Annotated in this window: 25 protein-coding genes, 1 tRNA gene and 1 pseudogene; 13 read left to right on the plus strand and 14 right to left on the minus strand. The window is 67.2% G+C overall.

The window, feature by feature from the left end; all coding sequences use genetic code 11:
- Nucleotides 1-27: 27 nt before the first annotated feature.
- Nucleotides 28-255: pseudogene (locus NE857_RS34725) on the minus strand (DUF7662 domain-containing protein); the annotation flags it as partial.
- Nucleotides 256-678: 423 nt separating this feature from the next.
- Between NE857_RS34725 and NE857_RS21120 the strand changes: the two are divergent.
- Nucleotides 679-2,313, plus strand: coding sequence for a HEPN domain-containing protein (locus NE857_RS21120; RefSeq protein WP_254417316.1), 1,635 nt, complete (start codon nt 679-681; stop codon nt 2,311-2,313).
- 132 nt (nt 2,314-2,445) lie between these two features.
- Here the strand turns inward: NE857_RS21120 and NE857_RS21125 are convergent, their stop codons facing one another.
- The 5 genes from NE857_RS21125 to NE857_RS21145 all read right to left on the minus strand — a co-directional run bounded on the left by NE857_RS21125 (nt 2,446) and on the right by NE857_RS21145 (nt 6,896).
- Nucleotides 2,446-3,909 (minus strand): DUF8370 family protein, encoded by a 1,464-nt coding sequence (locus NE857_RS21125; RefSeq protein WP_254417317.1) that lies wholly within the window; start codon nt 3,907-3,909, stop codon nt 2,446-2,448.
- Nucleotides 3,906-4,733, minus strand: a complete 828-nt coding sequence (locus NE857_RS21130) for a hypothetical protein (protein WP_254417318.1) — start codon at nt 4,731-4,733, stop codon at nt 3,906-3,908. The genes NE857_RS21125 and NE857_RS21130 overlap by 4 nt, the downstream gene beginning before the upstream one ends.
- Before the next feature lie 213 nt (nt 4,734-4,946).
- On the minus strand, nt 4,947-5,675 hold the full coding sequence (locus NE857_RS21135) for a 5-formyltetrahydrofolate cyclo-ligase (RefSeq protein ID WP_254417319.1): 729 nt from the start codon (nt 5,673-5,675) through the stop codon (nt 4,947-4,949).
- A 215-nt stretch (nt 5,676-5,890) separates the two neighbouring features.
- A complete protein-coding gene (locus NE857_RS21140) occupies nt 5,891-6,019 on the minus strand; it encodes a DUF397 domain-containing protein (RefSeq protein WP_254417320.1) in 129 nt (42 codons plus the stop codon).
- A complete protein-coding gene (locus NE857_RS21145; protein WP_254417321.1) occupies nt 5,976-6,896 on the minus strand; it encodes a helix-turn-helix domain-containing protein in 921 nt (306 codons plus the stop codon). Before NE857_RS21145 ends, NE857_RS21140 begins: the two co-directional genes overlap by 44 nt.
- Nucleotides 6,897-7,055: 159 nt before the next feature.
- Between NE857_RS21145 and NE857_RS21150 the strand changes: the two genes are divergently transcribed.
- Genes NE857_RS21150 through NE857_RS21165 form a run of 4 tightly spaced genes read left to right on the plus strand, consistent with a single transcriptional unit; the run spans nt 7,056 to nt 8,273 of the window.
- Nucleotides 7,056-7,376 carry a hypothetical protein gene (locus tag NE857_RS21150; protein WP_254417322.1) on the plus strand — a complete coding sequence of 107 codons (321 nt, stop codon included), beginning with the start codon at nt 7,056-7,058 and terminating at the stop codon, nt 7,374-7,376.
- Nucleotides 7,373-7,696 (plus strand): recombinase family protein, encoded by a 324-nt coding sequence (locus tag NE857_RS21155; protein WP_254417323.1) that lies wholly within the window; start codon nt 7,373-7,375, stop codon nt 7,694-7,696. The genes NE857_RS21150 and NE857_RS21155 overlap by 4 nt, the downstream gene beginning before the upstream one ends.
- Entirely contained in the window at nt 7,696-7,857 is a 162-nt protein-coding gene (locus tag NE857_RS21160) for a hypothetical protein (RefSeq protein ID WP_254417324.1), read from the plus strand. The genes NE857_RS21155 and NE857_RS21160 overlap by 1 nt, the downstream gene beginning before the upstream one ends.
- A 2-nt stretch (nt 7,858-7,859) precedes the next feature.
- On the plus strand, nt 7,860-8,273 hold the full coding sequence (locus tag NE857_RS21165; protein WP_254417325.1) for an ATP-binding protein: 414 nt from the start codon (nt 7,860-7,862) through the stop codon (nt 8,271-8,273).
- 178 nt (nt 8,274-8,451) lie between these two features.
- Here the strand turns inward: NE857_RS21165 and NE857_RS21170 are convergent.
- The 4 genes from NE857_RS21170 to NE857_RS21185 all read right to left on the minus strand — a co-directional run bounded on the left by NE857_RS21170 (nt 8,452) and on the right by NE857_RS21185 (nt 10,199).
- A tRNA-Val gene (locus NE857_RS21170) sits at nt 8,452-8,525 on the minus strand.
- A gap of 53 nt (nt 8,526-8,578) precedes the next feature.
- Nucleotides 8,579-9,046: a peroxiredoxin gene (locus NE857_RS21175; RefSeq protein WP_254417326.1), complete on the minus strand. Its 468-nt coding sequence runs from the start codon at nt 9,044-9,046 to the stop codon at nt 8,579-8,581.
- Nucleotides 9,047-9,180: 134 nt separating this feature from the next.
- On the minus strand, nt 9,181-9,606 hold the full coding sequence (locus NE857_RS21180) for a DUF3052 domain-containing protein (RefSeq protein ID WP_017580909.1): 426 nt from the start codon (nt 9,604-9,606) through the stop codon (nt 9,181-9,183).
- Nucleotides 9,607-9,788: 182 nt separating this feature from the next.
- The gene (locus NE857_RS21185; protein WP_017580908.1) at nt 9,789-10,199 is read right to left on the minus strand and encodes a secondary thiamine-phosphate synthase enzyme YjbQ; all 411 of its coding nucleotides are present in this window, start codon (nt 10,197-10,199) and stop codon (nt 9,789-9,791) included.
- A gap of 129 nt (nt 10,200-10,328) precedes the next feature.
- Here NE857_RS21185 and NE857_RS21190 point away from each other — a divergent pair, with 129 nt between their 5' ends.
- Nucleotides 10,329-12,017, plus strand: coding sequence for an alkaline phosphatase D family protein (locus NE857_RS21190; protein WP_254417327.1), 1,689 nt, complete (start codon nt 10,329-10,331; stop codon nt 12,015-12,017).
- Between the two features lie 243 nt (nt 12,018-12,260).
- Here the strand turns inward: NE857_RS21190 and NE857_RS21195 are convergent, their stop codons facing one another.
- Together NE857_RS21195 and NE857_RS21200 are read right to left on the minus strand one after the other, a co-directional pair.
- Complete coding sequence (locus NE857_RS21195) at nt 12,261-13,220, minus strand: hypothetical protein (protein ID WP_254417328.1); 960 nt, start codon at nt 13,218-13,220, stop codon at nt 12,261-12,263.
- A gap of 302 nt (nt 13,221-13,522) precedes the next feature.
- Nucleotides 13,523-14,824 (minus strand): PucR family transcriptional regulator, encoded by a 1,302-nt coding sequence (locus NE857_RS21200; protein ID WP_425572044.1) that lies wholly within the window; start codon nt 14,822-14,824, stop codon nt 13,523-13,525.
- 331 nt (nt 14,825-15,155) lie between these two features.
- Between NE857_RS21200 and NE857_RS21205 the strand changes: the two genes are divergently transcribed.
- The 5 genes from NE857_RS21205 to NE857_RS21225 all read left to right on the plus strand — a co-directional run bounded on the left by NE857_RS21205 (nt 15,156) and on the right by NE857_RS21225 (nt 20,096).
- The gene (locus NE857_RS21205) at nt 15,156-16,064 is read left to right on the plus strand and encodes an ACP S-malonyltransferase (RefSeq protein ID WP_221319391.1); all 909 of its coding nucleotides are present in this window, start codon (nt 15,156-15,158) and stop codon (nt 16,062-16,064) included.
- A gap of 2 nt (nt 16,065-16,066) precedes the next feature.
- A complete protein-coding gene (locus NE857_RS21210; protein ID WP_254417329.1) occupies nt 16,067-17,023 on the plus strand; it encodes a beta-ketoacyl-ACP synthase III in 957 nt (318 codons plus the stop codon).
- A gap of 82 nt (nt 17,024-17,105) precedes the next feature.
- Complete coding sequence (locus NE857_RS21215) at nt 17,106-17,345, plus strand: acyl carrier protein (protein ID WP_254417330.1); 240 nt, start codon at nt 17,106-17,108, stop codon at nt 17,343-17,345.
- Nucleotides 17,346-17,479: 134 nt separating this feature from the next.
- Nucleotides 17,480-18,718, plus strand: a complete 1,239-nt coding sequence (fabF, locus tag NE857_RS21220) for a beta-ketoacyl-ACP synthase II (RefSeq protein ID WP_254417331.1) — start codon at nt 17,480-17,482, stop codon at nt 18,716-18,718.
- Between the two features lie 205 nt (nt 18,719-18,923).
- On the plus strand, nt 18,924-20,096 hold the full coding sequence (locus NE857_RS21225) for an EAL domain-containing protein (protein ID WP_193374526.1): 1,173 nt from the start codon (nt 18,924-18,926) through the stop codon (nt 20,094-20,096).
- A gap of 97 nt (nt 20,097-20,193) precedes the next feature.
- Here the strand turns inward: NE857_RS21225 and NE857_RS21230 are convergent, their stop codons facing one another.
- On the minus strand, nt 20,194-21,135 hold the full coding sequence (locus NE857_RS21230) for an SGNH/GDSL hydrolase family protein (protein ID WP_254417332.1): 942 nt from the start codon (nt 21,133-21,135) through the stop codon (nt 20,194-20,196).
- 687 nt (nt 21,136-21,822) lie between these two features.
- On the opposite strand from NE857_RS21230, the gene NE857_RS21235 reads away from it, so the two are divergent.
- A complete protein-coding gene (locus NE857_RS21235; protein WP_254417333.1) occupies nt 21,823-24,156 on the plus strand; it encodes a hypothetical protein in 2,334 nt (777 codons plus the stop codon).
- A 71-nt stretch (nt 24,157-24,227) separates the two neighbouring features.
- Here the strand turns inward: NE857_RS21235 and NE857_RS21240 are convergent, their stop codons facing one another.
- A complete protein-coding gene (locus tag NE857_RS21240) occupies nt 24,228-25,097 on the minus strand; it encodes a MerR family transcriptional regulator (protein WP_254417334.1) in 870 nt (289 codons plus the stop codon).
- A 124-nt stretch (nt 25,098-25,221) separates the two neighbouring features.
- On the opposite strand from NE857_RS21240, the gene NE857_RS21245 reads away from it, so the two are divergent.
- Nucleotides 25,222-25,980, plus strand: coding sequence for a DUF2470 domain-containing protein (locus tag NE857_RS21245; RefSeq protein ID WP_254417335.1), 759 nt, complete (start codon nt 25,222-25,224; stop codon nt 25,978-25,980).
- Nucleotides 25,981-26,017 lie beyond the last annotated feature (37 nt).

Below are 26,017 nucleotides of genomic sequence, written 5' to 3' on the forward strand. Positions count from 1 at the left end.
AGGATCATCGGGTTCCCCTTTCCTTCGGAAGGTCACCGAATGCTCTGGGCTCACGGACTCCAGCTCGTATCCCGCACGCCGCCACGCCCGCGTATGTGAGCGATCACCGTGCCACCACTGCGGATAGTGGTTGACGGCCGAGGCGGGAAGGCCGCCGACGACCTCGTCCAGCTCGTCCCATGCCACGGTCACCACGTCCCGCGTACTGCCGCGTAGGAACTCGGTGAGCCGGGCATACGTCGCTCGTTGTGCCATGAGTCGCGCTCCTGGTCCGACTGCCGGGTCATGACAATCGTGGATGGAGGTCGCCCCCAGGCAGAGCGATTCAGCGCGAAATACACAGAACGGTTACCGGAGCTGGTCGCCACCGCCATCGAGGCCGATGGCTGGCGATGGCCATCATCATGAAACGACGAAAGCGCCCCCCGCGGGCGCTTCGAGGTGAGGAGTGGGCCTTACGCAAGCCAACTATAACCCGGGGTACCAGGCGGACGCTCTGGAGGAGCTGCTCCGTAAGCTGCCCGACGCCTCGGCCCCAGCGCTTCGCCCACACCACGGGCCAGGAAGAAGACCGCCAAGCAGATCCAGGGCAAGGAGGCCGAGAAGCTGATCGCCACCTACCAGGACGGCGCCACCGTCTACGACCTGGCCGAGCAGTTCGGCGTTACGCGGCAGACGGTGAGCAACATTCTCAAGCGCCATGGTGTGCAGACGCGGCAGAACCAGCTTACCGATGGGCAGGTGGACGAGGCGGCGCGGCTTTACGAACAGGGGTGGTCGCTGACGAGCGATCGCACAGAAGCTTGGAACACACCAGACCACGGTGCGGAAGCGTCTGCGGGAGCGAGATTCGTAGACCGCAGGTATTTTTCAGGCCGCTTCGGCCTCCGTGGTGTACGATTTGAAGCCATGGATATTAATCACACCGAGCATAAAACTATCCAAACCTGGATCGAGAGCATCGCTAATCAAACCAACGGCCCCACATGCGCACGTGACGCAGTCCAGGCATTCCACGAAAGCCCAAAGTGGAATGAGGCGAGGCAGGCCATCTACAACATAGCCCCACCCAGCCGACGCCCAGACTTGTATCAGGAAAAAGAGGGGAAGTTCGAAATATCCGATCATGCCATTTTCTTTGACACAGGACTCGCTAATTTTGCAACCAACCCTGGACAACAGCCCGACTATCCAACCATAGCAAGGGAGTTTATCCACTACCTTGCCATCGACACCCCCAGCGGAGAGTCATGGCTCCTACTTAACATTGCAATGCCTACTGGAACAAGGATCAGAATCGGGGATTACAAACTCTTCAGTCCAAATCAAGTTGACTTGAGGAAAATTCACCCAGTTCCAAGTATTCACCAACACCTATGGAGCCACCAAAAGATAGATACGGACACCTTGGATGGGGCAGCTTTTTTGACACAGGAGCACGCTCCAACTGAACCTTCGCGCATATATCTTCTAATGCATCAACAGCCAGAAATACTTTCTTGGAAGCCACTCATCACCCTCGCCCTTTGGCACAGAGAGGTAGTACATCTCGATGCACAATACACCGTGTTTCCAGGTCGAGCTATCCACACTCTCCATGACAACATCACTCTTGAACCTAAATTCTATGGGAATGAAGGAGAGTTCGAGACAGAGATCTACCCAACTGGAACATTCACGATATCCAATCAAGATGTCGAACCTCTGGCTGCTTTTTGCGAAGAGATTCTGTCTATGGTCAACACAATTTTGCAAGCTGGTAGCGAAGGGAAAAAGAAAGACTCGAAGCGCGCCAAGCGGATGCAGCGTTCAGCTGAGCATTTGGCGCTAGCAGCCCAGCTGACCTACGGTGATGGCGACACGTTTGACGAGCTCTACGAACAGACCTTGCTACATTATGTCATTGCCATGGAAGCACTGCTTGCGGATGAGGAAAACCTAGATCTAAGCCGAAAAGTCGCACAGCGTGCATCGGCTCTCCACATGACCGACGAGACACGCATGAAAGTCTATGCGTGGGTCCGAAAGGCATACAACGCACGATCAAAGTATGTCCACGGGGATCTCACGGACAAGAGAGATCCGGAACTTCCCATCCTTCGACAAGTTGCTCTTTCCGTGTTCCTTCGCTGGCTCATAATCCAGTCCGACCTCAAGCCAAGCGAACGAGATAAGTTCCATCAATTCATCGACGAGTCAACCATGTCTGAGCAGACTCGCGATTGCAAAATCTTGCAACCACTAACTCGCTTCTTTGGAAGCTATCAAAGAAAACGCCAACCCCGGGACTTCAGCCAAGAAAATGACAAATGATCATCTAGCAGCGAATCGGCCACTCGGCAAAAAATAATTTCTCACGAACCTTTTTCCCAGAAGTCGCCGTTCCCCCACTGGCCCATAAAAACCATTCTGGCGCTAGGCCAATCACCCACTGCTGGAGCTGAGTCACGCCTTCGAGGCGGATGGCTTGTTGTCGTTACGCGCATCGATGACAACAACCGAGGGCTCATTCTCTAGCTTAAGCTCCTTGAGCGCTTTGGCCACCCTGGTCTCGTCGACCCTGGTGTAGCAGATGATAACCTTTATAGACTTGTCAGTCTTGTTCGCCTTCTCGTAGATTGCCACCTGCTTCTCGAGGTTACGCTTGAGTGCTGTATTACTAGCAAGCTTGAACTCGATCAAGGACTTGTCGCCTGAGCCATAGCTAACCTTGAAGTCAACCGGACCGCGCCCGTTGTTAGGCTCCCGGTTTACATCGAAGTCGGTGCGACACCAGAGTAGACCAAAGAAAATCTGGACCTCGTCCTCACGTGAGAACGGTTTCCCTACACGATTGATCAGCTTGTAGCCATCGTTATCCTCAACATAGGACTTGAAGAGGTGGACGCGTTCAAGAGCCTCTTCGTAACTAGTCCACGGCTGGTCGTAGAAATTTGACTTCGAATCGAGGTCGGCGACGGCACGCTTCAACTGGCTAACGAGTGCTCGGTAGGTATCGTCGACCTTTTTCGTACTAGCCGCAGCAGCCTCGTCGCCCGATTCCTCCTTGGTCTTGATGTAGTAGTCGATAAGCTCTGGAAACTGGCGAATCGTGCTGTGAGCGGCCGCTGCACGATCACTCGCCGTGGGCTTCTTCCCTAGGCGCTGGCGAAAATAGTTGTTGACCTGCGCTCTAAGTTCATTGTCAGGTACAGAGAACGGCAGCCTGTCGAAGCCACGGATCATGTCCGTTTGGCTAATCCAAGTGTCGTCACGAGTGAGGATATCAGTTGGCGTTAGCAGGACGAAGTCATCACCGAGCCGAGGCAGGACGTACTTCCGTGTCTCCCAACTTTCCGTTTCGTAGTTGAACGCAGCTCGCGTCACAGAGAAAGTATCGACCTTTTCTGGAGCGAGGTGAGCCTTGGAAAACGTCTGGGTGTAGTCGAGAAGATAATCTTTGATCAGGTTCGTCGAGAAGTCACTGATGTTGTCACGCCCGACACCGGGTTGGATCAGAGCCAGCTTCTCAAGGTGGGAACTCGCAGTGATCTGCTCGGAGCCAAAATTGCTTAGAATCGACCCGAGTGAATTATGCAGCGAGGTCGCGAACTTGCCACCGAGACCGCTGCCACCGTTGCCAAGCACCGTGAACCCGAGCCAGTTCTGCTTCACTTCCTTAAACCGATACCAGCTCTTAATTAAGTCCGGATCAAGATCGGGTGTCGCCTTATTACGCAGGAAGTACAGGTACTTGAGAATCTGCTCGTGGAGAGCTTGGTACTCAGGTTTTTTGCTGTTGAAGAGAAGAAAAGGATCAATGAACAGTGGAAGGTCGGAGACGATGCTTATATCAAAGGCTCCGTACTCCTCCAAGACAGCCGGATCGACACCGAAGTGTTCGGAGAAGTAGAGGTCGAATTCAGTCATCGCTTACCTCCGCTTGCCTGCTGAAGATCAGCCAGTGCAGCCCGCAGAACTTGCTGAGCGATCTTTGCAGTCTCTATGCGCGGCTCGAATCGCTCGACCAACTGCTGTCGTGGGTGGATGTAGTTACGGAAGTTCCGCACTTGATCCGCAAACTTGAAGACGTCAGCGCCAAGAATCCCCAATTTGTGAGAAACCACTATCAGGTCAGCGAGTTTCCACTGGTCAAGCTGCTTGACCCTGCCACGTTCCTTGGGCGCTGACGGCGCGGACGTAAACTCTGCCGCGTTGGCTATTGCTAACTCCATCAAAAGACCCTCCAATGTGCTGCCAACCAGGAAGATTACAGCCAAGGGCGCCCCCGCCTCCTGGCAGGCGTCAATCTCCCGCAAACGCGCCTCCACCACCGCTTGCGAGGTGAGAGAACGTGGAAGTGAAGTGATGTCGATCTGGCCGAAGTCTTTGGCAAGAAAGTCGGTACTCGCGGCATCTACGCTTTCGGCAAGCGGCGTAAACTGCTCCTTGAGCTCATCGTATAGAGTTCCCTCAAACGATGTCGGCTCCTGATCGGCAACTAGCTTCCCGATTCGCCAGTGCTCCAGGAGTTCGAGGTTCACCTTCGCTACCGCAGCCATCGGCTCTTCGTGCCAGATCCTTCGGAGCAGCACAGCTTTCGATCCTGGGGGATACTTCTCATACGGATCAATATCGATTGCGGTCTTAACAAAGTCAGCAAATCTGGCGTTGCTAAAATCGAGGACGTATCCCCCTGACATCTCGAGGATAGACTCAAGCTTGCGCTTGGTGACGTTGTCCAGGTCAGCCACGCTCTACCCACTCCCCATACCCCAACCGCACATCGTTCAGCCGACAACGGAGATTCCGAGAAATTGCAAACAGGGAATAGTACTTCACTATGATATATTCCATCCTTCCGATAAATGATAGGATAATTGCGCAAGAATTGAAAGGATGGCGGCACCGGAAACCCTTGCGGTGGATCTACTTTTCAAGAAACCTACATATCCAAAATGATCATCTCATCCCCGAATATTTTCCCGCTCCCCCAGCACTGGAATCGCCTCCACCTTCTCCGCTGTCAAGTCCTCCCACACAATCCCGCTCGGCCGTCGGCGTCGCTCACACTGGATGACCTCCTCCGGCGTGACGATCAGGTCAACATTGAAGTCGTGCTCCGTCTCGGGGATCTTCTCCTCGATGACCTGGAGTTGGTGCACCAGCGCCACGATGGTCGTCTGCTCGGTCACCAACCCCGCCTCGATGAGCAACGCGACTTCAAGGTCGGAGTACCCGGCCCCCTTGCCGATGCGCGCTCCCGAGCGGTTGACGGCCACGCTGCCACAGATGGCCACGTCAATGGGTTGCATCTCGTCCACACCGACGCTGCGGGCGATCTGCTCGGCGCCCTTCTTCTCGGCGGCTTCCTCGGGTGGCAGGCTCAGCGACGCGGGGTCGAGCAGGTAGAAGGGTTTGAGGCTGGCCATGCGCGGGACGGCCATGTAGAGGAGCTTGTCGTCCTGGAGGGCGCGGATGCGGATGGGGAACTGTGCCCAGTCTGGGTTCGCCATGATCGTCCCCGCGTTCTTCCACACCTCCAGCTCGGCCAGGCGCTCAGCCGTCGCCTCGTTGCCGTAGAAGCCGGGGATCTTGCCGTAGGAGCCTTCAGGGACAGCGCCCTCGCGTTCGAGCAGCCGCCACACGCGGTCTCGGACAGCTTCCTTGGCCTGGTCGATGTCGGTCACGCGCATCCCACCGTCTACGACTGGATCGCTGCTACGAGGTCGAAGGGCCGGTCCTGGGTGTCCTGTGCCCACGGCTCGTGACGCCACTGCCGGAGCTTCCAACCAGCGGTAAAGGCAAGCGTAAGCCCACCGCCGCCGCGTGTCAGCCCCCTTGTGCAATGAGCGACGCCCGCTCTCCCGAAGCGAGCAGGCGCCTTCTCGATCAGGCCTAGGCGAGAGTGTTAGAGCTGCTCCTCTTTCACGTCCCCCAAGAAGGCCCTCCACTCCGGCGCAGGGAACACCAGGTGACCGAGATGCCGATTCTGGCTATCCCGCATTAGCGCCGTTCGGGGAGTCTCCGCCACCTCCACGCAGTGACCACCCTGCGCGTTGCTGTAGCTCGAGGTGTGCCACTGAATTTTGTCCATCGATCTCGCCTCGCACATTCTTCAAGTACTCCACTGTTTGCCCCGGGGATAGGGCAACGCCCTGCAAGCTGCCGAATTTAAGGGACAACCGCTCGACCTCTACTGCCTCGGTGACGAGGTCGCCGGAGGCGGCACCTTCCAGGTAGGTCACCTCTTGCCGGTCGGGTAGCGACAGGATGGTGAAGGGGCCGTCCATGCCTGGGTGTTCGTCGAAGCGGACATTAGCAGGGATCACCTGGAGCTGAACCCGCCCGGATCTGGTCAGCTCCAGCAGGCGGTCTACCTGGCTATGCAAGATGTCCGGTGTCTGCACCAGGCTACCGAGCACGGCCTCCGTGATGATCGCCCAGATCACCGGCCGGTCCGACTCCATAAGCAGCTCTTGACGCTGGAGCCGTTGCTCGACTACCCGGTCGATGTAGTCGTCTGTCTCCATCGGGTTGTTGGCACGGCAGAAGGCTCGGATGTAGGGCTCGCACTGGAGCAGGCCCGGGACGATCATCGGGTGGTAGTCCCGCATCATGAGCGCGTGGGGTAGCGCCTGCATGAAACTCCCGGCGTACTCCGGGTAGGCCGCTTGCTGCACGTCCTTCCACAGGCCCATCAGGTGGCCACCGGACTCGAGTGCCTCGTCGGCTTTCCTGGCGAAGCGCTGCGTCGGCGTGCGCTCCGCTCTCTCGATGTGCCCAACCAGCGCACCCGACACATTGATCGCCTTGGCCAACTGGCTTTGCGACATACCGGCCAAATTGCGCAAGCGGGCCAATTCTCTCCCGAAACGCCGTATAGCGGGGTTTTCCACCGGGGGTTTGCGTGCCATGACTGGCAGTTAACTACACAGCCACAACCAAAGACAACCCCGCTTTACCCATTGTGTCCAATCGCCGTGTAGGCATACCCCTTTTACCTGGGGTGATGAAAAGGTCGGGGTGTGGCAAGCCCACTACAAAACCCCTACTTTCCTCCTTAGAGGTGATCAATGAACCGGCCAAACGGTCCAATCGCCCTGCACCGCCTCAGCAACCTCCTGCGCCAGCACCGCATCCACCCGTTAACCGATCGCGAAGGCACCACCCTGGTGTTTCTGCACATCGGCTGTGTGAGCGTCTCGGCCACGAACGAGCACTACGTGGTGGAGCACCTCGACAACGACGCCAATCAGCTCCGCGTCATCCACTGCCCCCACAACAACATCCGCGAGGCCGTCCGACTGGTACTCGCCTACCGCCACCGGCCACACACGCACGACGAAGCTGACGCTCGCCCCTGTCTGCGCCTGGTGAAGGGGCGGCGCTCGTGATCACCGACGAAGCCAGGCCACTGGCCTACGGCTACCTGCGCATCATGGGGCCAGCCGACCGCGAGAGGCTGCTGCGCTTTCACGGCCACATGAGCGCCTACGCCCAGGAGCGGGGCTTCACCCTCGGGAACGTCTTCGTGGACCTGTCCACCTCGCGCGAATCCGGCTTTGGGCGCCTGGTGGCACGGCTCAAGCAGGGAGACGCGACCGAGGTGCTGGTGCCCACCCTGGAGCACTTCACCCGCTTCCCGAGCCTGCAAGCAGGTGTGGTGACGCAGATCGAAGCGCTCGGCGTCACGGTGTGGGAGGTGGGGCGCTGATGCTCGCCTCCTTGACCTTGGTGGCGCTGCCGAACGCGCCGTCCTTCGCCCGCGAGTTCATCCGCAGCACGCTCGCGCACCTGCCGTTCCGTGACGTGGTGGACAGCGCCGAACTCCTGGCTTCCGAGCTGGTGGCCAATGCCGTCGAGGCCGGGGGCTGACCATGACGACCCCGGTGTCGGCCATCTCCCGACGCCACTTCATCCGCCTGACTCTGCGTGTCCAGGGCGGCAAGCTCTACCTCGACGTCTGGGACGCCGGGGACGGCACGCCCACGAGACAGCCCGTCAACGAGGCCGCCGAGAACGGCCGCGGGCTGCTCCTGGTGGAGGTGCTCAGCCAACGATGGGGCGTCACCCCCTCGCCCCGTGGCGGCAAGACCGTGTGGTGCTTACTCGCCCGCAACTCCGTAGGGCCGACGCAGGATCGAGCAGGCGAGGCACCCCCGCCCAGACCTTCCATGACGTACCGGCCACGACGCGCGCCGAACAGCACGCTCCGCACCGTGTTTCGCCCGCCCGCGCCTCTCGATCCGGAAGACATGTGGCGAGTACTTGAAGGGCTGACGCGGCTGTGATCGACCAGCTCTCGCCCTCCAGGACGCCCACACGGAGCGAACGGGACAAAAGTCGATGACTTACCCCGGAACGACGACAGCGCCCCCTCCGGTGGCGGAGAGAGCGCCGTGTGGAGCTCTGTGGACGCGCTTCCCGACTCCCCTGACCTGGTCAAGGGTTCTAGTAAGCCGTCCAGGGTGGGCGCGAAGGGACTCGAACCCCTGGCCTATTGCTTGTAAGGCAATTGCTCTAACCAACTGAGCTACGCGCCCCGTTTGTGCGTCGCGAGTGATCATACCGCTTTGTGGTGGTACTCGCGCCTGATTTATCCGGCCAGGTGGCGTGCCTGGTCGAGATACTCCTTGACGTCCCTGGGTTGACCGGCCGGGGTGTGGACGGTCCAGCGGACGGTGCCTTCGGCGTCGATGAGGAAGCTGCCCCGGCGGGCGACGCCGCGCTGGTCGTCGAAGACCCCGTAGGCCCGGGCGGTGGCGCCGTGGGGCCAGAAGTCGGACAGCAGCGCGAAGGGAAAGCCCTCCCGGTCGGACCAGGTGCGCAGGGCGAAGGTGGAGTCAACGGACACCGCCAGAACCGTGACGCCCAGGGCCTTGAGTTCGGCGTGGTGCTCGCGCAGGTCGGCGAGTTCGCCGGAGCACACGCCGGAGAAGGCCAGCGGGTAGAAGACCACGAGCACGGGGCCGCCCCGCAGAGAGCTCAGGACGGTGTCCTGGCCGTACTGGTCCTGGAGTGTGATCTCGGGCGCACGGGCGTCCACGGTGGCGGTGTCGGTCATGCTCGCGTTCGTGTTCGTCGGCTGCACAGGCCGGAGTCGGCGCCCGCCGGTCAGCGGGCGCCCTTCAGCGCCGCGCGCCCGTTCTGGCTGGGGCGCGCGGCACCGGACGTCTCACCCGGTGAGGGTGCTGTCCGTCACCGCTTGGGAACGACCAGGCGGGTGCCCGACCAGTCCGCGCCGATGCTCACCGCGCTGGTCTGGGAAAGGCCCGATGTGTTGGCCGCCTCGGCGACGTCGTTGGGGGACACGTGCAGATCACGGCCGGCCTTCGGGGTCAGGACCAGGATGGTCCCCCCGTCGGCGATGGTCGTCACCGTGTCCATCAGAGCGTCGGTGAGGTCGCCTTCTTCGTCGGACCGCCACCACAGCAGTGCCGCGTCGACGTCGCCGTCGTACTCCTCGTCGACCAGCGCCTCGCCCGTGAGTTCGGCGATGGATGCGCGCAGCCCCTCGTCGACGTCGTCGTCGAAGCCGAATTCCTGCACCACCTGACCCGGCTTGAATCCGAGTCGGTCAGCCAAGCCGCGTTCGCTTTGTGCCTGGCCCGCGGTCGCGCTCACGAAAGTTCTCCTCCACAGATGGTTTTTCTCAATCTTGCCTGCACGAAGCAGTTGTCACAACGATGCCGGGCTTTTTTCGTCGCCCGTCACGTGGGTCCGTAACCATCGCTGATGGCCTAGTTCACACGCTAGTGGCATCTCCCGTCAACGCGCGGCCGAACCCGGCACGCGTCGAATCCGCGTCACCCGGACCCTAGGAAGGACAACCGCACCTGTCGGTCCGGGTTGTCCACGTTCAGGTCCACGACCGCGATGGACTGCCATGTCCCCAGTTCGAGTCTGCCGGACAGAACGGGCACCGTGGTCTGTGGCGCGACGAACGCCGGCATGACGTGCGAACGCCCGTGCCCCTGGGACCCGTGTTTGTGGCGCCACCGGTCGTCGGCCGGTAGCAGGTCGTCGAGGGAGGCGAGGAGGTCGTCGTCGGACCCCGCTCCCAGCTCGATGATGGCCACACCCGCGGTCGCGTGCGGGACGAAGACGTTGAGTAGGCCGTCGCCGCCGCTCTGGGCGACGAAGTCGCCGCACTGCGCGGTGATGTCGGTGATGCTCTCCGATCCGCCGGTGTGCAGCTCAAGGATCTGTGTCCGCATAGCGACACCTTCGCGCAGCCGGGCCCTCGGTGCAACCATCCCCGGTCAGCTTAGGGATGGTCGGGGGCGCCGTGGAGCGGCCATACTCGTCGTCGGTGTATGTGAAACTGGTGGAAAGAAGGGAAAAGGGTGACTGTCTCGTTACGTCTGGGGCCGGTGCTCCGGCATGTGGGACCCACTACGGCGACGGTGTGGGTGGAGACTGACGCGCCCTGTGACGTCCGGGTCCGTGTGGACGGCGCGGCGGTCACGGCCGCCCGGACCTTCACCGTCCACGGACACCACTACGCCGTGTGCGAAATCGAGGGTCTGGCCCCCGGTTCGGTCCTTCCCTACGAGGTTTTTCTCGCTGAGGACCGGGTCTGGCCCGAACCCGACAGCCCGCTACCGCCGAGCGTCCTGCGCACTCTGGCCCCGGATGCGCCCGCGCGCCTGCTGTACGGCTCCTGCCACACCCCCACCGGCGACACACCCGAGGGCCTGGTGCGCTACGGCCCCGACATGCTCCGCGCCACCGCGCGCCGGCTGGCCCGGGAGGGTCTGGGTGCCGTGGACGGCGAGGCACGGGAGAACCTGGCGCTGTTGCTGATCGGCGACCAGGTCTACGCCGACGAGCTCCAGGAGCCCATGCGCGCCTTCCTCCGGCAAGCACGGCTGAGCCAGGTGCGCGGCGAGGATCCCGGGGACGACACGCCCGAGGACGAGGTCGTGCGCTACGACGAGTACGCCGAGCTGTACCGGCAGGCCTGGTCCGACCCCCAGGTGCGGTGGCTGCTGTCGACCGTCCCCACCCTGATGGTCTTCGACGACCACGACATCCGCGACGACTGGAACACCTCTGCCGCCTGGCGGCGCTCCATGGACGACCACCCGTGGTGGCGTACCCGGGTGACCAGCGGGCTCGGCGCCTACTGGGTGTACCAGCACGTGGGAAACCTCTCCCCCGACGCACGCGACAAGGACCCGCTGTGGGCCGTGGTGCGCGACCACCGGGAGCGCGGTACCGATGCCGGGGACATCCTGGACTCCTTCGCCTGGCGGGCGCACGACGAGCCCGCCTCCTACCGGTGGAGCCACCGCCACGACATCGGCGGCGTACGCGTCCTGGTGGCCGACACCCGCTGCGGTCGAGCCCTGGGTGAGGGAGGCCCCCACGACGGCTCCAGGTCCATTCTGGGGCCCGAGGGGCACGACTGGCTCGACCAGCACCTCACCGGCGGCCCCGAGCACCTCGTGGTGGCCTCCACGGTCCCGATCCTGCTGCCGCCCTCCGTGCACCACCTGGAGGCCTGGAACGAGGCGGTCTGCGGCGGCGCCTGGGGGTCGGCGGCGCGCGGCCCCGCGGAAAGGCTCCGCCAGGCCCTGGATCTCGAGCACTGGGGCGCCTTCCACCGGCTCGCCGACGCCGTGCTGGAGGTGGCCCGCGGCGATCGGGGCCAGGCCCCCGCCACCGTCCTGCTACTCAGCGGGGACGTCCACTTCTCCTACCTGGCGCGCGCCCGTGCCAGGAAGGGGCAAACGACCTCCCGGGTGACCCAGCTGGTCTCCTCCGCGCTCTGCAACCAGCTCCCGCCGAACTTCCGCCGCGCGGCCGCGCTGTCCGCGAGCTGGCCCTTCCATCTGGCCGGGAAGATCATGACCCGACTGGCCGGGGTGCGCCGCAGCCCGCTGGCGTGGCGGCTGGCCGAGCGCCCCTACTTCGGCAACACCATCGGTGAGGTGGCCTTCGACGGCCGCGAGGCCGAGGCACGCTGGTACCACTGCCCCCAGGGCGGTGGCGAAGCGCTCCCCGAGATCCGGCGGCGCGTCCGGGTCTGATGCGCACCGGGCGGACTTGGGGCCCCTCCCGAAGATGATCTTGCTACCAGGAGCGAGTTCGGCGCCGAACTCGCTCCTGGTAGCAAGATCACCGGGATCGGAGGGGTGGGTCGGCGGGCCGCGCCGGGCGCGCTTCCCGGGTACTGATCCGGACCGGACACGGCTGTGGCGGCGTTCCGGGTCGGAACGCCGCCACAGGTGGTCCAGGGCGCACGGACGGGTCCAGGTCCGTGGCTAGTACACCTAGGGCTTGTGCGAGGGCGGGCGGCGGTTGGCCTGGCCCCGGCGGCGGTTGCGCACGTTCAGGCCGAGCGCTCCGCCCTGGTCCAGAAGGTGCCGGGCGGCCCGGTTGACGGTGCCGCTGGGCCCGGAGACCGACGAGGGCCCGTCCGCGGTCTGCACCGGTTCGGGGCTCTCCTCGACCGGTTCGGGCTTGGGGATGAGCGCGGTGGGCTCGTTGTCCTGGTCCGCGGTCTCCTCCGGAAGGGCATGGAGCTTGCGGGTGCGCTGGAGACCGGAGCCGTCCTCGGTTTCCTGCTCACCCTTGGCGGAGGCGACCGTCTCGGTCGGGTTGAGCTTCTCCTGCGCCACAGCCTCCTTCCACGCCTTCTCCTGCTGCTGGTCCTGCTCCTTCTGCTGGGCCAGGCGACGGGCCCGGTCGGTGCGCCAGGCGCGGTAGGAGCGGGCCAGCGGGGTGGCGATCGGCCAGGTGACCTTGGCCGGTCGGGACAGCGCGTGCCACAGGTAGGCGGTGGTACCCCAGGCCTCCATGGCGCGGCGCGCCTTGGTGATGGTGAAGAAGGTGGGCATGGCCAGCAGCAGCTGCGGCCAGGCCAGGGCCAGGGCGGCGAACAGCGGGTACATACCGCCGCCCGCGATCGCGGCGCACGCACCGATGGCCATCGGCACCAGTGCCAGCGCCACCCGCAGCTGGGTGAACTGGCGGAAGCGGTGCAGGGAACGCCGGGCCGACACAGGGGGCGCGAGGCCCTCCGGCAGCGGCGTGGGCTGCACGATCATCGCGAGCAGCAGTGTTCCCACACCGACGCTGGCCGCCAGCAGGATCGTCCACCCTGCGGCGGAGAAGGCCCCGCCCACCAGCAGGTACACCAACCCGAGCACCGGGAGCGGCGCGGGGAGCCAGAACAGCACCCGCCTGCGCAGCTCTCCCTCCTGCGTGGGTTGGAGTACGAAATCAATCACCGGGCGTAGTATCCGGAACCTCTTCCTCGGTCGCTCGACCACAGCGTTGGACCCCCCAAGAACGTCGTGACGGAGCGGTGCGGGGAGCGACGCCCGAGGGTTTTCGTCGTCTTCTGGCTCCACCTGCAACCTGCCCGTATCAAAGCTATCTCTTTTCGCGTAGTCCCCGGGCGCACACGGTCAGTTACACACATACCCGACGCTGGTGAAACTTCCATAAGGCAACCCATATGACAGGCAACGATCAGATTACGACGTGGCGGAGGTCTCACCGGCACTCGCGCCGATAACGGTCACCCGTGTCATCCGCCTCGGGTTTCGGACAACCTGCCCAGTGCCACCGCCACCCGGAGCACGAACGAGCCGCGACCGTCCGAAGGGATGTGCCCGGTGAGTTCGGAGATGCGGCTGAGGCGGTAGCGCACCGTGTTCGGATGCACGAAGAGCATGCGCGCGGTCGCTTCCAGTGAGGAGGCGTGTTCGAGGTAGACCGACAGCGTGTCCAAGAGCGGGGAGCCCGCGCCCTGGAGGGGGAGGTAGACCTCCGTCACCAGCTGCTGGCGGGCCTCGGTGTCGCCCTCCAGCGCACGCTCGGGCAGCAGGTCGTCGGCGAGCACCGGCCTGGGCGCGTCGGGCCAGGCCACGGCGGCCCGCAGACCGCTCACCGCGGCGCGCACCGAGGTCCCCGCCGCGTGCAGGTCCGGCACGGCCGGGCCGACCACCACGGGCCCGTTCCCGAAGAGCCCGGCCAGGGGTTCCGCGGCTGCGGCCGGGAGCTCGTCGGCCGGGTAGCGGTCGCCCACCCCGATCACCACGACCACGCGGCGTCCCTGCATGCCCGCCAGGACGTCGTAACCGAGGCGGCGCGCGGCCGAACGCAGGTCGTCCAGGACCTTGTTCCCGCCCTCGTCGCCGAGGTCGCCGGCGACCGCGATCACCGGGGTGTGCGACCAGCCCAGCGCCGAACCCCAGGTCTGCAGGCCCTCCACCTGGTCGCCGTGCAGCAGGGCGTCGACGATCAGCGCTTCCAGCCGGGCGTCCCAGGCCCCGCGGGCCTCGGCGGCGCGGGCGTAGACCTTGGCGGAGCTGAAGGCCACCTCACGGGTGTAGCGGAGCATCGCCTCACGCAGCTGTTGTGCGCCGCCGGGTGCGGCGAGGTCGTCGACCTGGCTCTCCACCACATCGATGACCACGCGGATCATGTCGACGGTCTGCTGGAGGGAGACCGACCTGGTGAGTTCGCGCGGGGCGGTGCCGAAGACCTCCACCGTGATCGCCGGGCGGCCGCGCTCGGGGTTGCGGAACCAGTCCACGAAGGCGGCGACCCCGGACTGGGCCACCAGGCCGATCCAGGAGCGGTCCTGGGCCGACATCCGGCGGAACCAGCCGAGCTTCTCCTCCATGCGGTTGACCGCGGCGGTGCCGAGCACCCCCATGGAGCGTTCCAGACGCCGGACGGTCTCGGCGCGGATCTGCTCAGGCGGGGCCTGCTCCGGCAGCGTCTGCTCCGCCGGGGTCCGCTCCGGTGAGATCTGGTCCTGTGGGGTCTGGGGCCCGGTCGGCGCACTGGCGCCGTCCTCGGTCGGTCGGGATTCGGTGTTCACCCGTCTAGGTTCGCATCCCCGTCGCTGCGGGCCCGGGGTTCACCCCCGTGTCGGCCGTCACCCCGCAGGTCGGCCGGGGTCCGCGGAGCGCCCGCGCGGGGCTGCGCGTACCGTCGGAAAGTGATCTCCTCCACCCGTTTCGGGCTTGTGGACACACCACGGACAGCTTTTTGTGGAGTACCTACAAACGGTACCCCGCTAACTTCGTGTCCCTCCCTATCCAACTGGTGATCTCCTACAGGGCAAGGTAGATGTCGTGCTTGTAATCGTTGCTCCCGGCCAAGGCGCCCAGGTTCCCGGTTTCCTCTCCCCGTGGCTCGAACTCCCCGGCATGGCCGACACGTTCGCCGCGTGGTCCGAGGTGACCGGTCTCGACCTCGTGCGCTACGGCACCACCGCGGACGCGGATGAGATCCGTGACACCGCCGTCGCCCAGCCCTTGCTGGTCAGCGCCGGCCTGGCCGCGGCCTCCGCCGTGCTCGGTCCGCTGGCCGCGCCCGAGCCCCCGCTGCCCGCCTCCCCCACGCTGGTGGACGCCACCGCGGGGCACAGCGTCGGCGAGTTCACCGCCGCCGCGATCGCCGGCGTGCTCTCCCCCAAGGACGCGCTGGCGCTGGTCGCCGAGCGCGGCCGCGGGATGGCCGACGCCGCCGCCCGCACCGAGACCGGCATGACCGCGGTCCTGGGCGGCAAGCGCGAGGACGTCCTGGCCGCCATCGAGGCCGCCGGGCTGACCCCCGCCAACGACAACGGCTCCGGGCAGATCGTGGCCGCGGGCACCACCGCCCAACTGGCCGCGTTCGCCGAGAACCCGCCCGAGCGGGCCCGCCTGCGCCCCTTGTCCGTGGCGGGCGCCTTCCACACCGAGCACATGGCCCCGGCCGTGGAGCGGGTGCGCACGGCCGCCCACGGGCTGAGCACCGCCGATCCCAGCGTGCGCCTGCTGTCCAACGCCGACGGCGCCGTGGTCGAGAGCGGCTCGGAGTACCTGGAGCGGCTGGTCGCCCAGATCTCCTCCCCGGTCCGTTGGGACGCCTGCACGCAGACGCTCGCCGACCTCGGGGTGACCGCGCTCATCGAGCTGACCCCCGCGGGTACCCTCACCGGCCTCGCCAAGCGCGCCCTGCGCGGTATCGAGCTCCTCGCGGTGAAGACCCCCGACGACCTCGAGCGCGCAGGCGCCCTCATCAAGGAGCACGCGGGGACCACCTCCTCCGCGAGCGTCCAGCAGGAAGGCTGACCATGTTCAACGCCCCGAGCGCCCCCGGCGGCGCCGCGATCCGCTCCTTCGGCGAGTACCAGCCGTCGCGGGTCGTGACCAACGCCGACCTGGAGGCCCGCGTCGAGACCACCGACGAGTGGATCCAGAGCCGCGTGGGCATCCAGGAGCGCCGTATCGCGGGCCCCGAGGACAGCGTGGCGAGCATGGCCGTGGCGGCGGGCGGCAAGGCTCTGGCCGCCGGCGGGCTCTCCCCCGAGGACATCGACCTGGTGATCGTGGCGACCTGCACCGTGCAGGACCAGATCCCCAACACCGCGGCCACCGTGGCCGACAGGCTCGGCATCGTCGCCCCGGGCGCCTTCGACGTCAACGCCGCCTGCGCTGGGTTCGTCTACGCCCTCAACCTGGCCTCGGACTCGGTCCGGGTCGGCAGCGCGCGCAACGTCCTGGTGATCGGCTCGGAGAAGCTCAGCGACTACGTGGACTGGGAAGACCGGTCCACCTGCGTGATCTTCGCCGACGGCGCCGGCGCCGCGGTGGTCTCGGCCGCCGAGGACCACGGGATCGGCCCGGTCGTGTGGGGTTCCTCGGGCGAGCGCGCCGACAAGATCTACCTCCGTGAGGGCAAGTACCTCTACCAGGAGGGCCAGGCCGTCTTCCGGTGGACCACCACCGAGCTGTACAAGGTGGCCCTGGAAGCCCTGGAGCGGGCCGGCGTCGAGCCCTCCGAGCTCACCGCCTTCGTGCCCCACCAGGCCAACCTGCGGATCGTCGAGTCCATCGCGCGCAAGCTGGGGGCGCCCCAGGCGCTCGTGGCGCGCGATATCGTCACCGCGGGCAACACCTCTTCCGCCTCGATCCCTCTCGCGCTCTCGCGCATGGTCGAGCGCGGGGAACTGCCGTCGGGGAGCACCGTGCTCACCCTGGGATTCGGTGCGGGCTTGGTCTACGCCGCACAGGTGATCCGCATCCCCTGATCCGAATTCCGTCAAGGCCCGGGCACTTCGCACACGGAAGCGTTCCCCGACACCACACACGTCAAGCAAGGAGAAACAAGACATGGCCCTCAGCGAGCAGGAAATCCTGGCCGGCCTCGGCGAGATCGTCGAAGAGATCGTCGGCACCGAGCCTTCCGAGGTCACGCCCGAGAAGAGCTTCGTGGACGACCTGGACATCGACTCGCTGTCCATGGTGGAGATCGCCGTCGCCGCGCAGGACAAGTTCGGCGTGGAGATCCCCGACGACCAGCTCAAGGACCTCAAGACGGTCCAGGACGTCATCAACTTCATCCAGAAGTAGCGCGTCCGGGCCGTCGCCGACCCACCAGGTCGCGACGGCCCGCCCGTCCCCACCACGGACACCCGCACCAACCATCCGCCACGCCTCCCGGCACACGATCGCCGGGAACGACCCACGAGAAGGGCGATCGGATCATGTCCAAGACCGATGTCGTCGTCACCGGCCTCGGCGCCACCACCCCCCTCGGGGGTGACGTCGCGACCACATGGTCCGCGCTCCTCGACGGCCGCTCCGGGATCAGCATGCTGCCCGAGGACTGGCACGAGAAGCTTCCGGTGCACTTCGCCGGGCAGATCGCGCAGGAACCCTCCGAGAAGCTCCCGCGCCCCCGGCTGCGCCGTCTCGACCGGACCCAGCAGTTCGCCCTCATCGCGGCCCAGGAGGCATGGACCGACGCGGGCACCCCCGAGATCGACCCCCTGCGCCTCGGAGTGGTGGTCTCCAGCGGGATCGGTGGCATCCTCACCATCCTGGAGCAGTACGACACCTTCCGCGAGAAGGGCTGGAAGCGGGTCTCCCCGTTCACCGTGCCCATGCTCATGCCCAACAGCCCGGCCGCGGCCGTGGCCCTGGAGTTCACCGCCCGCGCCGGAGCCCACGCCCCGGTCAGCGCCTGTGCCTCCAGCGCCGAGGCCATCGCCAACGGTGTGGACATGATCCGCGCCGGGCGGGCCGACGTGGTGATCGCCGGCGGCACCGAAGCCGCGATCCACCCGCTCAACATCGCGTCCTTCGCGTCCATGCGCGCCCTGTCCACCCGTAACGACGACCCGCAGACCGCGTCCCGTCCCTGGGACAAGGACCGCGACGGCTTCGTCATGGGTGAGGGCGCGGGCATCCTCGTCCTGGAGTCGGCCGAGCACGCCGCCAAGCGCGGTGCGCGCGTGTACGCCCACGCCTCCGGTGTGGGTTACACCGACGACGCCCACGACATCGTGATGCCCGACCCGGAGGGCGCCGGACAGGCCCGCGCCATCAAGCAGGCGCTGGCCGACGCCGAACTCAAGCCCAGTGACATCGTGCACGTCAACGCGCACGCCACGTCCACCCCGGCCGGGGACGTCGGGGAGACCCGGGCGATCCGCTCGGCCCTGGGCGACTCCGCCGCGGACCGGGTCGCGGTGACCTCCACCAAGTCCATGACCGGCCACCTGCTGGGCGGCGCGGGCGCGGTGGAGTCGATCGCGACGATTCTGGCCCTGCACGAGGGCCTGATCCCGCCGACCATCAACATCTCCGAGCTCGACCCCGAGGTGGCCGTGGACATCGTCCGCGACAAGCCCCGGGAGATGCCCGCCGGAGACGTCGCCGCCATCAACGAGTCCTTCGGGTTCGGCGGCCACAACATCGCCGTGGCCTTCCGCCGCGCCTAGGGCGGGTCCGCCGGGCCTGCCCTGGTTTCGCCTGAGCCGCGCACGGGCGGCACCGGTTCCATCGCAGTGGGCGTCACCGCACGGTGACGCCCACTGTCGTATGCGTGATGGCCGTTGTGGGCTTGTGAACGTCCGGCGGCCCGCGGCTCAACAACGGTTGAACAGCCGCGCACGGGGCTTCAGCTCCGTGGGCCCACGCGTCACCATGGGTGCCGTGTCCACCCTTCCTCCCTCACACACCCACCCGGCCCCCGGTGCCGTCGAGGACGGTCCGCGCAAACAGCGGGGCCCGTCCTTCCGCCCCGTCGTGGACCTGGACTCCGGTGCCGTCGTGGCCGTGGAGGTCGTCTCCCCCGTCCCCGAGGGCCTGGGGCTGCCGGACGGAAGCGGCCGCACGGCCGTGCTCGTCGCCGAATGGCTCGCCTCCTTGGTACGTGCCGGGTTCGGCGCCGAGAGCCTGCTGCCGTTGGTGCTGCCGCTGCCCTCGTCCGTACTCGTCGACGGGGCGGACCTGGCCGCGCTGGTCGAGAGCGGGCTGCGCCGGGCCGGTCGGCGCCCGCGCGACGTCACCCTGATGTTCACCCCCGACCTGGTGGAGCTGCCCAGGGCCACCGTGCTGGCCGGGGTCGCCAACCTGCGGGCGCTGGGCTTCCGGTGCGGTTTCGGTACCGCGATGGCCCGGCCGGACCTGGTCGTTGAGGCCACGCCCTTCCTGATCCGGTTGGACCCGGCCCTGGTGAAGGGGGTCGACAGCGACCAGCGACACGGCGGGATCGTGGAAGGGCTGGCCCGGATCGGGCGCAGCAGCGGCGTGTACGCGATGGCGGCGGGGGTGTCGCGGGCCGAGGAGATCGTCCGGCTGCGTGAGTGCGGGGTGCGTCTGGGCAGCGGGGCGTTCTTCACCGAACACACCTGGAAGCCCGGGGAGAAGATCACGCCGGTACCCGAGCCGGCGGCCACATCCCTGGACGACACCGATTCCGGCCCCCGGGTCACCGAGTTCATGGTGCCGCCGCTGGACTTCGACGCCGAGTCCACCGGCGAGCACGTCATGGAGGCCTTCACCGGGGACACCGCGCTCAACAGCGTGGTCCTCATCGACCACCGGGAACGGCCGATAGGAGTCATCGACCGGACCCGGTTCCTGCTTTCGGTGACCGGCCGCTACGGGCACGCGCTGCACGCCAAGCGCCCGGCGCTGCGGCTGTCGGAGTCACCCCGGACGGTTCCGGCGTGGATGTCGGCCATCGCGGCGCTTCGGGTGGCCGGGCAGGACCGCGAACGCGTCTACGATGACCTGATCGTGACCAACCCGTACGGCCAGTGCATGGGGATCGTGCACGTCAGCGATCTCATCCAGTCCCTGTCCCGGCAGTGAGCCACGGTCTCCGCCCGGGCCCGTGGAAACGACGGGGGCCCCGCACCGGACGGATCGGTGCGGGGCCCCCGCGGTGTTCGCGTTCGCGGCGTGCCGGTCAGCGCAGGGGCTCGGGGCCCTTGGTGCCCGACGGGCTGCTGGTCGGGGGCGTGTCGTCCGCGGAGTAGTCGTTGTAGTGCGTGTCCGCGCCGACCTCGCGCAGCTGCTTGCGGAGCTGCTCCCGGGTCTCCTCGTCGTGGAGGTAGTCCAGTACGGGGCGCCGGGCCTGCAGACCGTCACCGGAGGAGCGGCCCAACGCCCGGCGGCGCAGCCACGGGACGAGGTACTGGCGGGCCCAGCGGCGGCCCTCGCGGCGGCGCAGGATCCGGGGCAGTTGCTGGGGCGGGGTGGCCCACGGGTCGGCCCAGATCTCGGTCGGGCCCATCGGGTGACCGAGCAGGTCGGCGACCCGGGCAGCGACGATCTGGTGGCCGGCGCCGTTGGGGTGCAGCCGGTCGTCGCTCCAGGCCCGGGGGTCGTTGAGGGCGTTGAGCGCCCACAGGTCGACGATCTCGGTGCCGGTGCGTTCGGCCACGGCCCGCATGTGCATGCTGAACACCGCGATGCGCCCCCGGTACAGGCGCAGCACGGGGATCCACCCGGTGTCGTGCCCGGCCAGGATCACGACCCGGATACCGGCGTCGCGCAGCTGGCGTACGCCCCACTCGAACGTCTCGGCCAGCTCGTCCAGGTCGCCCTTGGGGCGCAGGACGTCGTTGCCGCCCCCCAGGACGGTGACCAGGTCGGGCTTCCAGGCGAGGGTCTGTTCGAGCTGCTCGCCGAAGATGTGCTTCATCCGGCGTCCGCGCACGCCGAGGTTGGCGTAGCGGAAGTCCGGGGAGAGCGTGCCCAGGTGGTCCGCGAGACGGTCCGCGAACCCCCGGTACTCGCCGCCGGGGCCGCTGTCGTCCTCCATCCCCTCGGTGATGCTGTCACCGATCGCCACGTAGGACCGGATCAGCTCCGGTCTGCCCACGGGCGCGGCAGCGGGGGGATTCATCTCAAGGTCTGTCACGTCAACCAATCATCCGGATCGACCGTCCCACGCCTGCACAGCGCCGGGGTGCGCGGGAACGCAAGTCTTGGCGGGTCGCGGAGTCCGCTGGCCCGAATGTCCGAGCACCGTCGGCCCCGGGGTCGGCCGCGCGGCGGCCACCCGGACGAGGGTCGCTCGGGCGAGGACAGTGCCCATCCAGCATACCCGCGACCGACGTCAGCGCGCCGGGCTTGTGTATGTCGGAGCTCTCCGGCCGTCCTCCCCACCGGAGCCCCCGTCACGAACCGCGCCGGAACGGCGGCGGTGCGTGCCGCGGGAGGCACCGACAGAACAACGCCCGGCGCGGGTCTCATGAGCCAGAAGTCTACTATGAGGTAGATCACAACTCTTGACCGTTTTTTGGCGTAGATCTCCTCCGTCACGGTGATCACACGGTGAGGTCACCCCCAGGTATCGGCGGACCGGGGGCCTAGGACTACCCATGTGGGCCCCGGGCACGTACGATCTCGGGGAAGTGCTCACGGCACCCCTGTCCCTCGGCCCGCCGTGCCCCCACACGAATCAGCCGAGTCGGTTCAAGACCTGTCCTCCTCCGGGTCAAGGGCGCGTACTGTGGTGCATCGAACCGAAGGCCCGTGCGGTTCCTCCCCAATTCACGTGCAGACACCAGGAGGTCGAGGTCCCCAGCGGATGAACGCCGTCTCTCCGATCTGCCTCGTCGACCTCGCACCCGCGCTGCGGTGGTCGAGGTCGCCGGACGTGGCACCCCTGCTCCACCATGACCGTCTGATCGACGGCTGGTGGCACTCGCTGCCCGTCGCCCGTGTCCTCGACATCGCCGGACCGCCCTGGCTGGCGAACGGTCTGGCCAGACTCGCGGTGGAACAGTGGGGGCACATCGCCCTCTCCGAGTTCCTGCCGAGCCTGCGCACCCAACCGGTGGACTGTGCCGACCTGGCCGAACCGGTCCGCGGCGCGGTGGTCGCCACCGCTGGGGACTGGGATCGCCTGATCTCGGCCAGCCCCCAGGAGATGCACGGCTGGCGCCTGCCGAACTGCGGTGTCCTCGACATCGTCAGCACGGTCGCCTGGCGCGCCCTACAGCCCTGCGGTGAGCTGCCCTCCGGGCCCACCCCCTCCCCCGCGCTGATGACCGAGGCCGTGCGCACCATCGCGCACTGGCTCCCCGAGTCCGCACCCGAGCACGTCCGCAACGCGCTGGACTACCTGAACTCCGCGACCGGGGCGAGCGGGTCACCCGACCTCGCCGAGCCTGCCGAGGACGGCACGAACCCGCCGCAGACCCCGGCCACCCGGGCGATCCGAACCCTGCGGGCCCTGCGTGCCCAGCGGGAGCAGGATCCGGCCTCGGCCGAGCAACAGCACGGCGCGCACGCCGCCGCGCCCATGGCCGAGGCCCCCGCGGCGGTCGGCGGCATGGTCAGCTCCGCGGCGATGCTCCCGGGCACGGCCCTGGGCGCCGACACCGTGAACGACCAGGTACAAAGCGCCGCGTCCGGCGACGTGGGCGACCTGCGCTCGCAGTTCCGCAGCTCGCTCCTTGGCCCCGGCCGCACCCTGCGCCGCCCCAGCTTCAGCCGGACCAAGGCGCCCGCCCCGGAGCAGGTGGAGGAGCGCCCCGCGCCGGTCCTGGGCCAGCACCCGCTGGTGGACCAGGTCGAGGAGATGTTCCGCTCCTGGCCCGATCTGGAGCGCACGGTGGCCGCCGAGCGGCTCTTCGCCACTGACCCGATCAGCATTCGTGTGCTCTCCGAGCAGATCGCGGTGGACGTGACCGAGATCCGCGGCGCCCAGCGCAAGGTGGAGGAACGCCTGCTGCGCTGGCTGGGCTCCCCGGAAGGGGCCGCCGTCACCAAGCACCTGCGGGAACTGTCCGAGCAGCTCGGTTCGGCGACCACCATCGACCGCCTCATCAACGCGCACCCGGACCATCCGGTGGAGGTGCCCACGCTGCACACCCCCCTGTGGCGCGTGATCATCACCCTGTTCACCGACCGGCGCATGCACAACGGCTGGCTCATCGCCGACGACCCCAACCGACTGCGCTGGCAGACCCGTGAGCTGCTCGGCGACGCCCCCAACCTCACCGAGGCGGGCCTGCGGCTGAGCCGGATCGGGATCCGCCAGCAGGAGCTGCGCGCCTGGCTGCTGAGCACCCCCGGCGTGAGCCTGCGCGACGGGCACGTGTACGTGGACACCTCGGTGCCCATGGAGGCGCCCAGCGGCGGCCACTCCCCCGAGGAGTCCGGTGGTGCCACCACCGAGAACGGGCTGCCGATCCGCAGACGCCTCGATGCGCAGGGCCCCGCACCCGTGGAGCCCGCCGCACCCGGCCTCGAACCGCGGGGGCACCAGCAAAGACCCGGCCCCGGCCAGGGCGCCTTCCCGCCCGGCCACGCCCCCGCACCGATGGCTCAGCCCCCGGTTCCGGCCATGGCCCACGCGGCCCAGGCCCGTCCCGGAGCGAGCGACCCGGCCCTGTCGGCCCGCTGCTTCCGCGCCCCGGACGGGCGCTGGTGGCACCGCATCGACATCACCGCCGACCACCTCAACGGCGCACCGGTGGCCGTGCCCACCGGCTACGCCACCCACCTGGGCCTCCAGCCCGGCCGACTGCTGTGCCTGACAGCGCCCGGCGCGGACCTGCTGGTCCTGGTCTGGCGCGACCAGCCCGCCTTCGACTCCCTGCGGCCGCTGCTGCGCCGCCAGGCCGCACAGCCGGGCGACCGCATGTTCATCACGGTCTCCGGCGACCGCCTGGACGCGCGCAAGCTGCCCGCGGGCGACCTCAGCGGGCACCCGCCGGCCGCCCGTGCCCTGCACCTGATCGGCTACACCGCCCCGGCCGCCCCGGACGAGGCGCTGCGGATCCTGTCCCGGCGGATCACGGACAACGGCGACGAGTCCCTGGCCGAACCCCAGGCCCTGCTGGACGCCCTGTCCCTGCGCGGGGACGACGACATCGCCGGGGAACTGCGCTCGGCCATGTTCGCCACGCACTGACGCACTGATCGCGTGGAGGGGACCGCACCGGACGAGTTCCGGTGCGGTCCCCTCCGTCGTTCCTGCCCGGTTCAGCCGAGGGAAGCGGCTGAGGCGGCCGACGAGTCAGCCGAGGCGAGCGGCAGGGTGACGGCTACACCCACCGGCTCTCCGTCCTCGAAGAGCGGGATCTGCCGCAGCTGGGCCGGGCTCACCGAGGTGCCCCGGAGTTCTGCTTCGGTCAGGAGCATGAGCACCGCCGGGTGGACCGCCCCCTCGACCGCCGGGATCGGGGCGTCGTGGCTCCAGCGCACCACCAGCTCGGTGCGTTCGGGCAGCAGACCGGTCTCGGTCCGCCAGCCCGGGATTCCCCAGTCCGCCGGAAGGGGGCCCGGGACCGGTGCGCAGCACAGGAGTTCGGCGGTGCCGTCCTCCCCTGTGCCGTCCTCCCCGGTGTCCCGGAGCGACGACCAGAAGGGCCCGGAGAGCTCCCTCCCCTCGGCGATCAACACCGACCCGAGAGCGGTGAAGGCCTCATCGGCTCGTTCCCCGTCCTCTTCCTCGTCATGAGTCACTGTCAGCACGATGCCCGCCCAGTGCTGTTCGGGCGCGGTCCGCTCCTCGACGGCCTGCCCCTGAACCTCCTCCGCGAGGAGTGCCGCCATCCCCTCCAGGGCCGCGTCCTGACGCTCGCGCTCGGCGGTCACCGCGGAGCGGAATTGGTCGAATGTCGTCCGTGCCCGTTCCGGCTCTTCCAGGAGGCGCTGAATCTCGGTCAGGGGCATCCCCGCCTCCCGGGCGGCCCGGATCAGCACCGCCGAGGACAGCTGGTCGGCCGTGTAGCGGCGGTAACCGGTCCAGGGGTCGGTGGCCCGGGGCGGCAGCAGTCCGCGCTCGTCATAAGCCCTGAGGGCCTTGGTGCTCAGCCCCGTGAGCCAGGAGAACTCTCCGATGTTCATCATGGCTTCAGTCTGCGGCTTCCCCCTGGGGGAAGGTCCATTCGAGCACTTCGGAGCTACTTCGGGGAGGTTGGGGTACCGAATCCGGACGGAAAGATGTAGGTTAGGCTTACCTAATAGATTCGAGGTGGTCCTCCTGCTGCCGTACCCGAACTCCCTCACGCCCTCCCCCGCCGAACGGGCGCGCTCCGTGCTCGCCCGCCCCAACCCGGCCACGGTGACCAGCACTGAGATCTCCCTGCACCTGACCGGGGCCGTCTGCCACACCACCTTCGAGGGCGAGGTCACGCTGCTCGTCCCCGACCAGCACCGCGTCCTGGCCGAGATCGGCGAGGGCACCCTGGAAGCCACCGTCGAGTTCACCGACACCGCCCCGGTGGACCTGCGCGACCCGACCCGCTCCCTGCTGTGGATCAGCGGCGACCTGACCGTCCCCCCGCTCTCCGAGGCCCGCAACCGCGCGCTGTCGGTCCTGGCCGACGACGCCGACGAGCGCCTGCTCGACCTGGGCCACGGCCGCACGATGGTCGTCATGACCCCCCACCTGGTGGTCCACTCCGACCAGGAGGGCTGCCACCTGCTGCACCCGGAGGAGTTCACCGACGCCGCCGCCGATCCCTTCGGCCGCTGGGAGGGCCCCTGGCTGCGCCACCTGGAGGACGACCACCCCGACGTCCTGTGGGCCCTGGTCACCCGCTGCGGCACCCCGCTGCCGCCGGGCCGCCCCCGCCCGCTCGGCGTGGACCGCCACGGTCTGCGCCTGCGCCTGGAGGGCCCCGACGGCGACCACGACGTCCGCATCCCCTTCCGCAGAACCGCCCGAACCCCGCACGACGTCGCCCACGAGGTCCAGGAGATGGCCGGGCTCGACCAGCACCAGTGCTGACCGGCCGGGCTCCGTCCACACCCGCCGGGGGCACGTC

The sequence above is a fragment of the Nocardiopsis exhalans genome (assembly GCF_024134545.1).
GTDB classification, from domain to species: domain Bacteria; phylum Actinomycetota; class Actinomycetes; order Streptosporangiales; family Streptosporangiaceae; genus Nocardiopsis; species Nocardiopsis exhalans.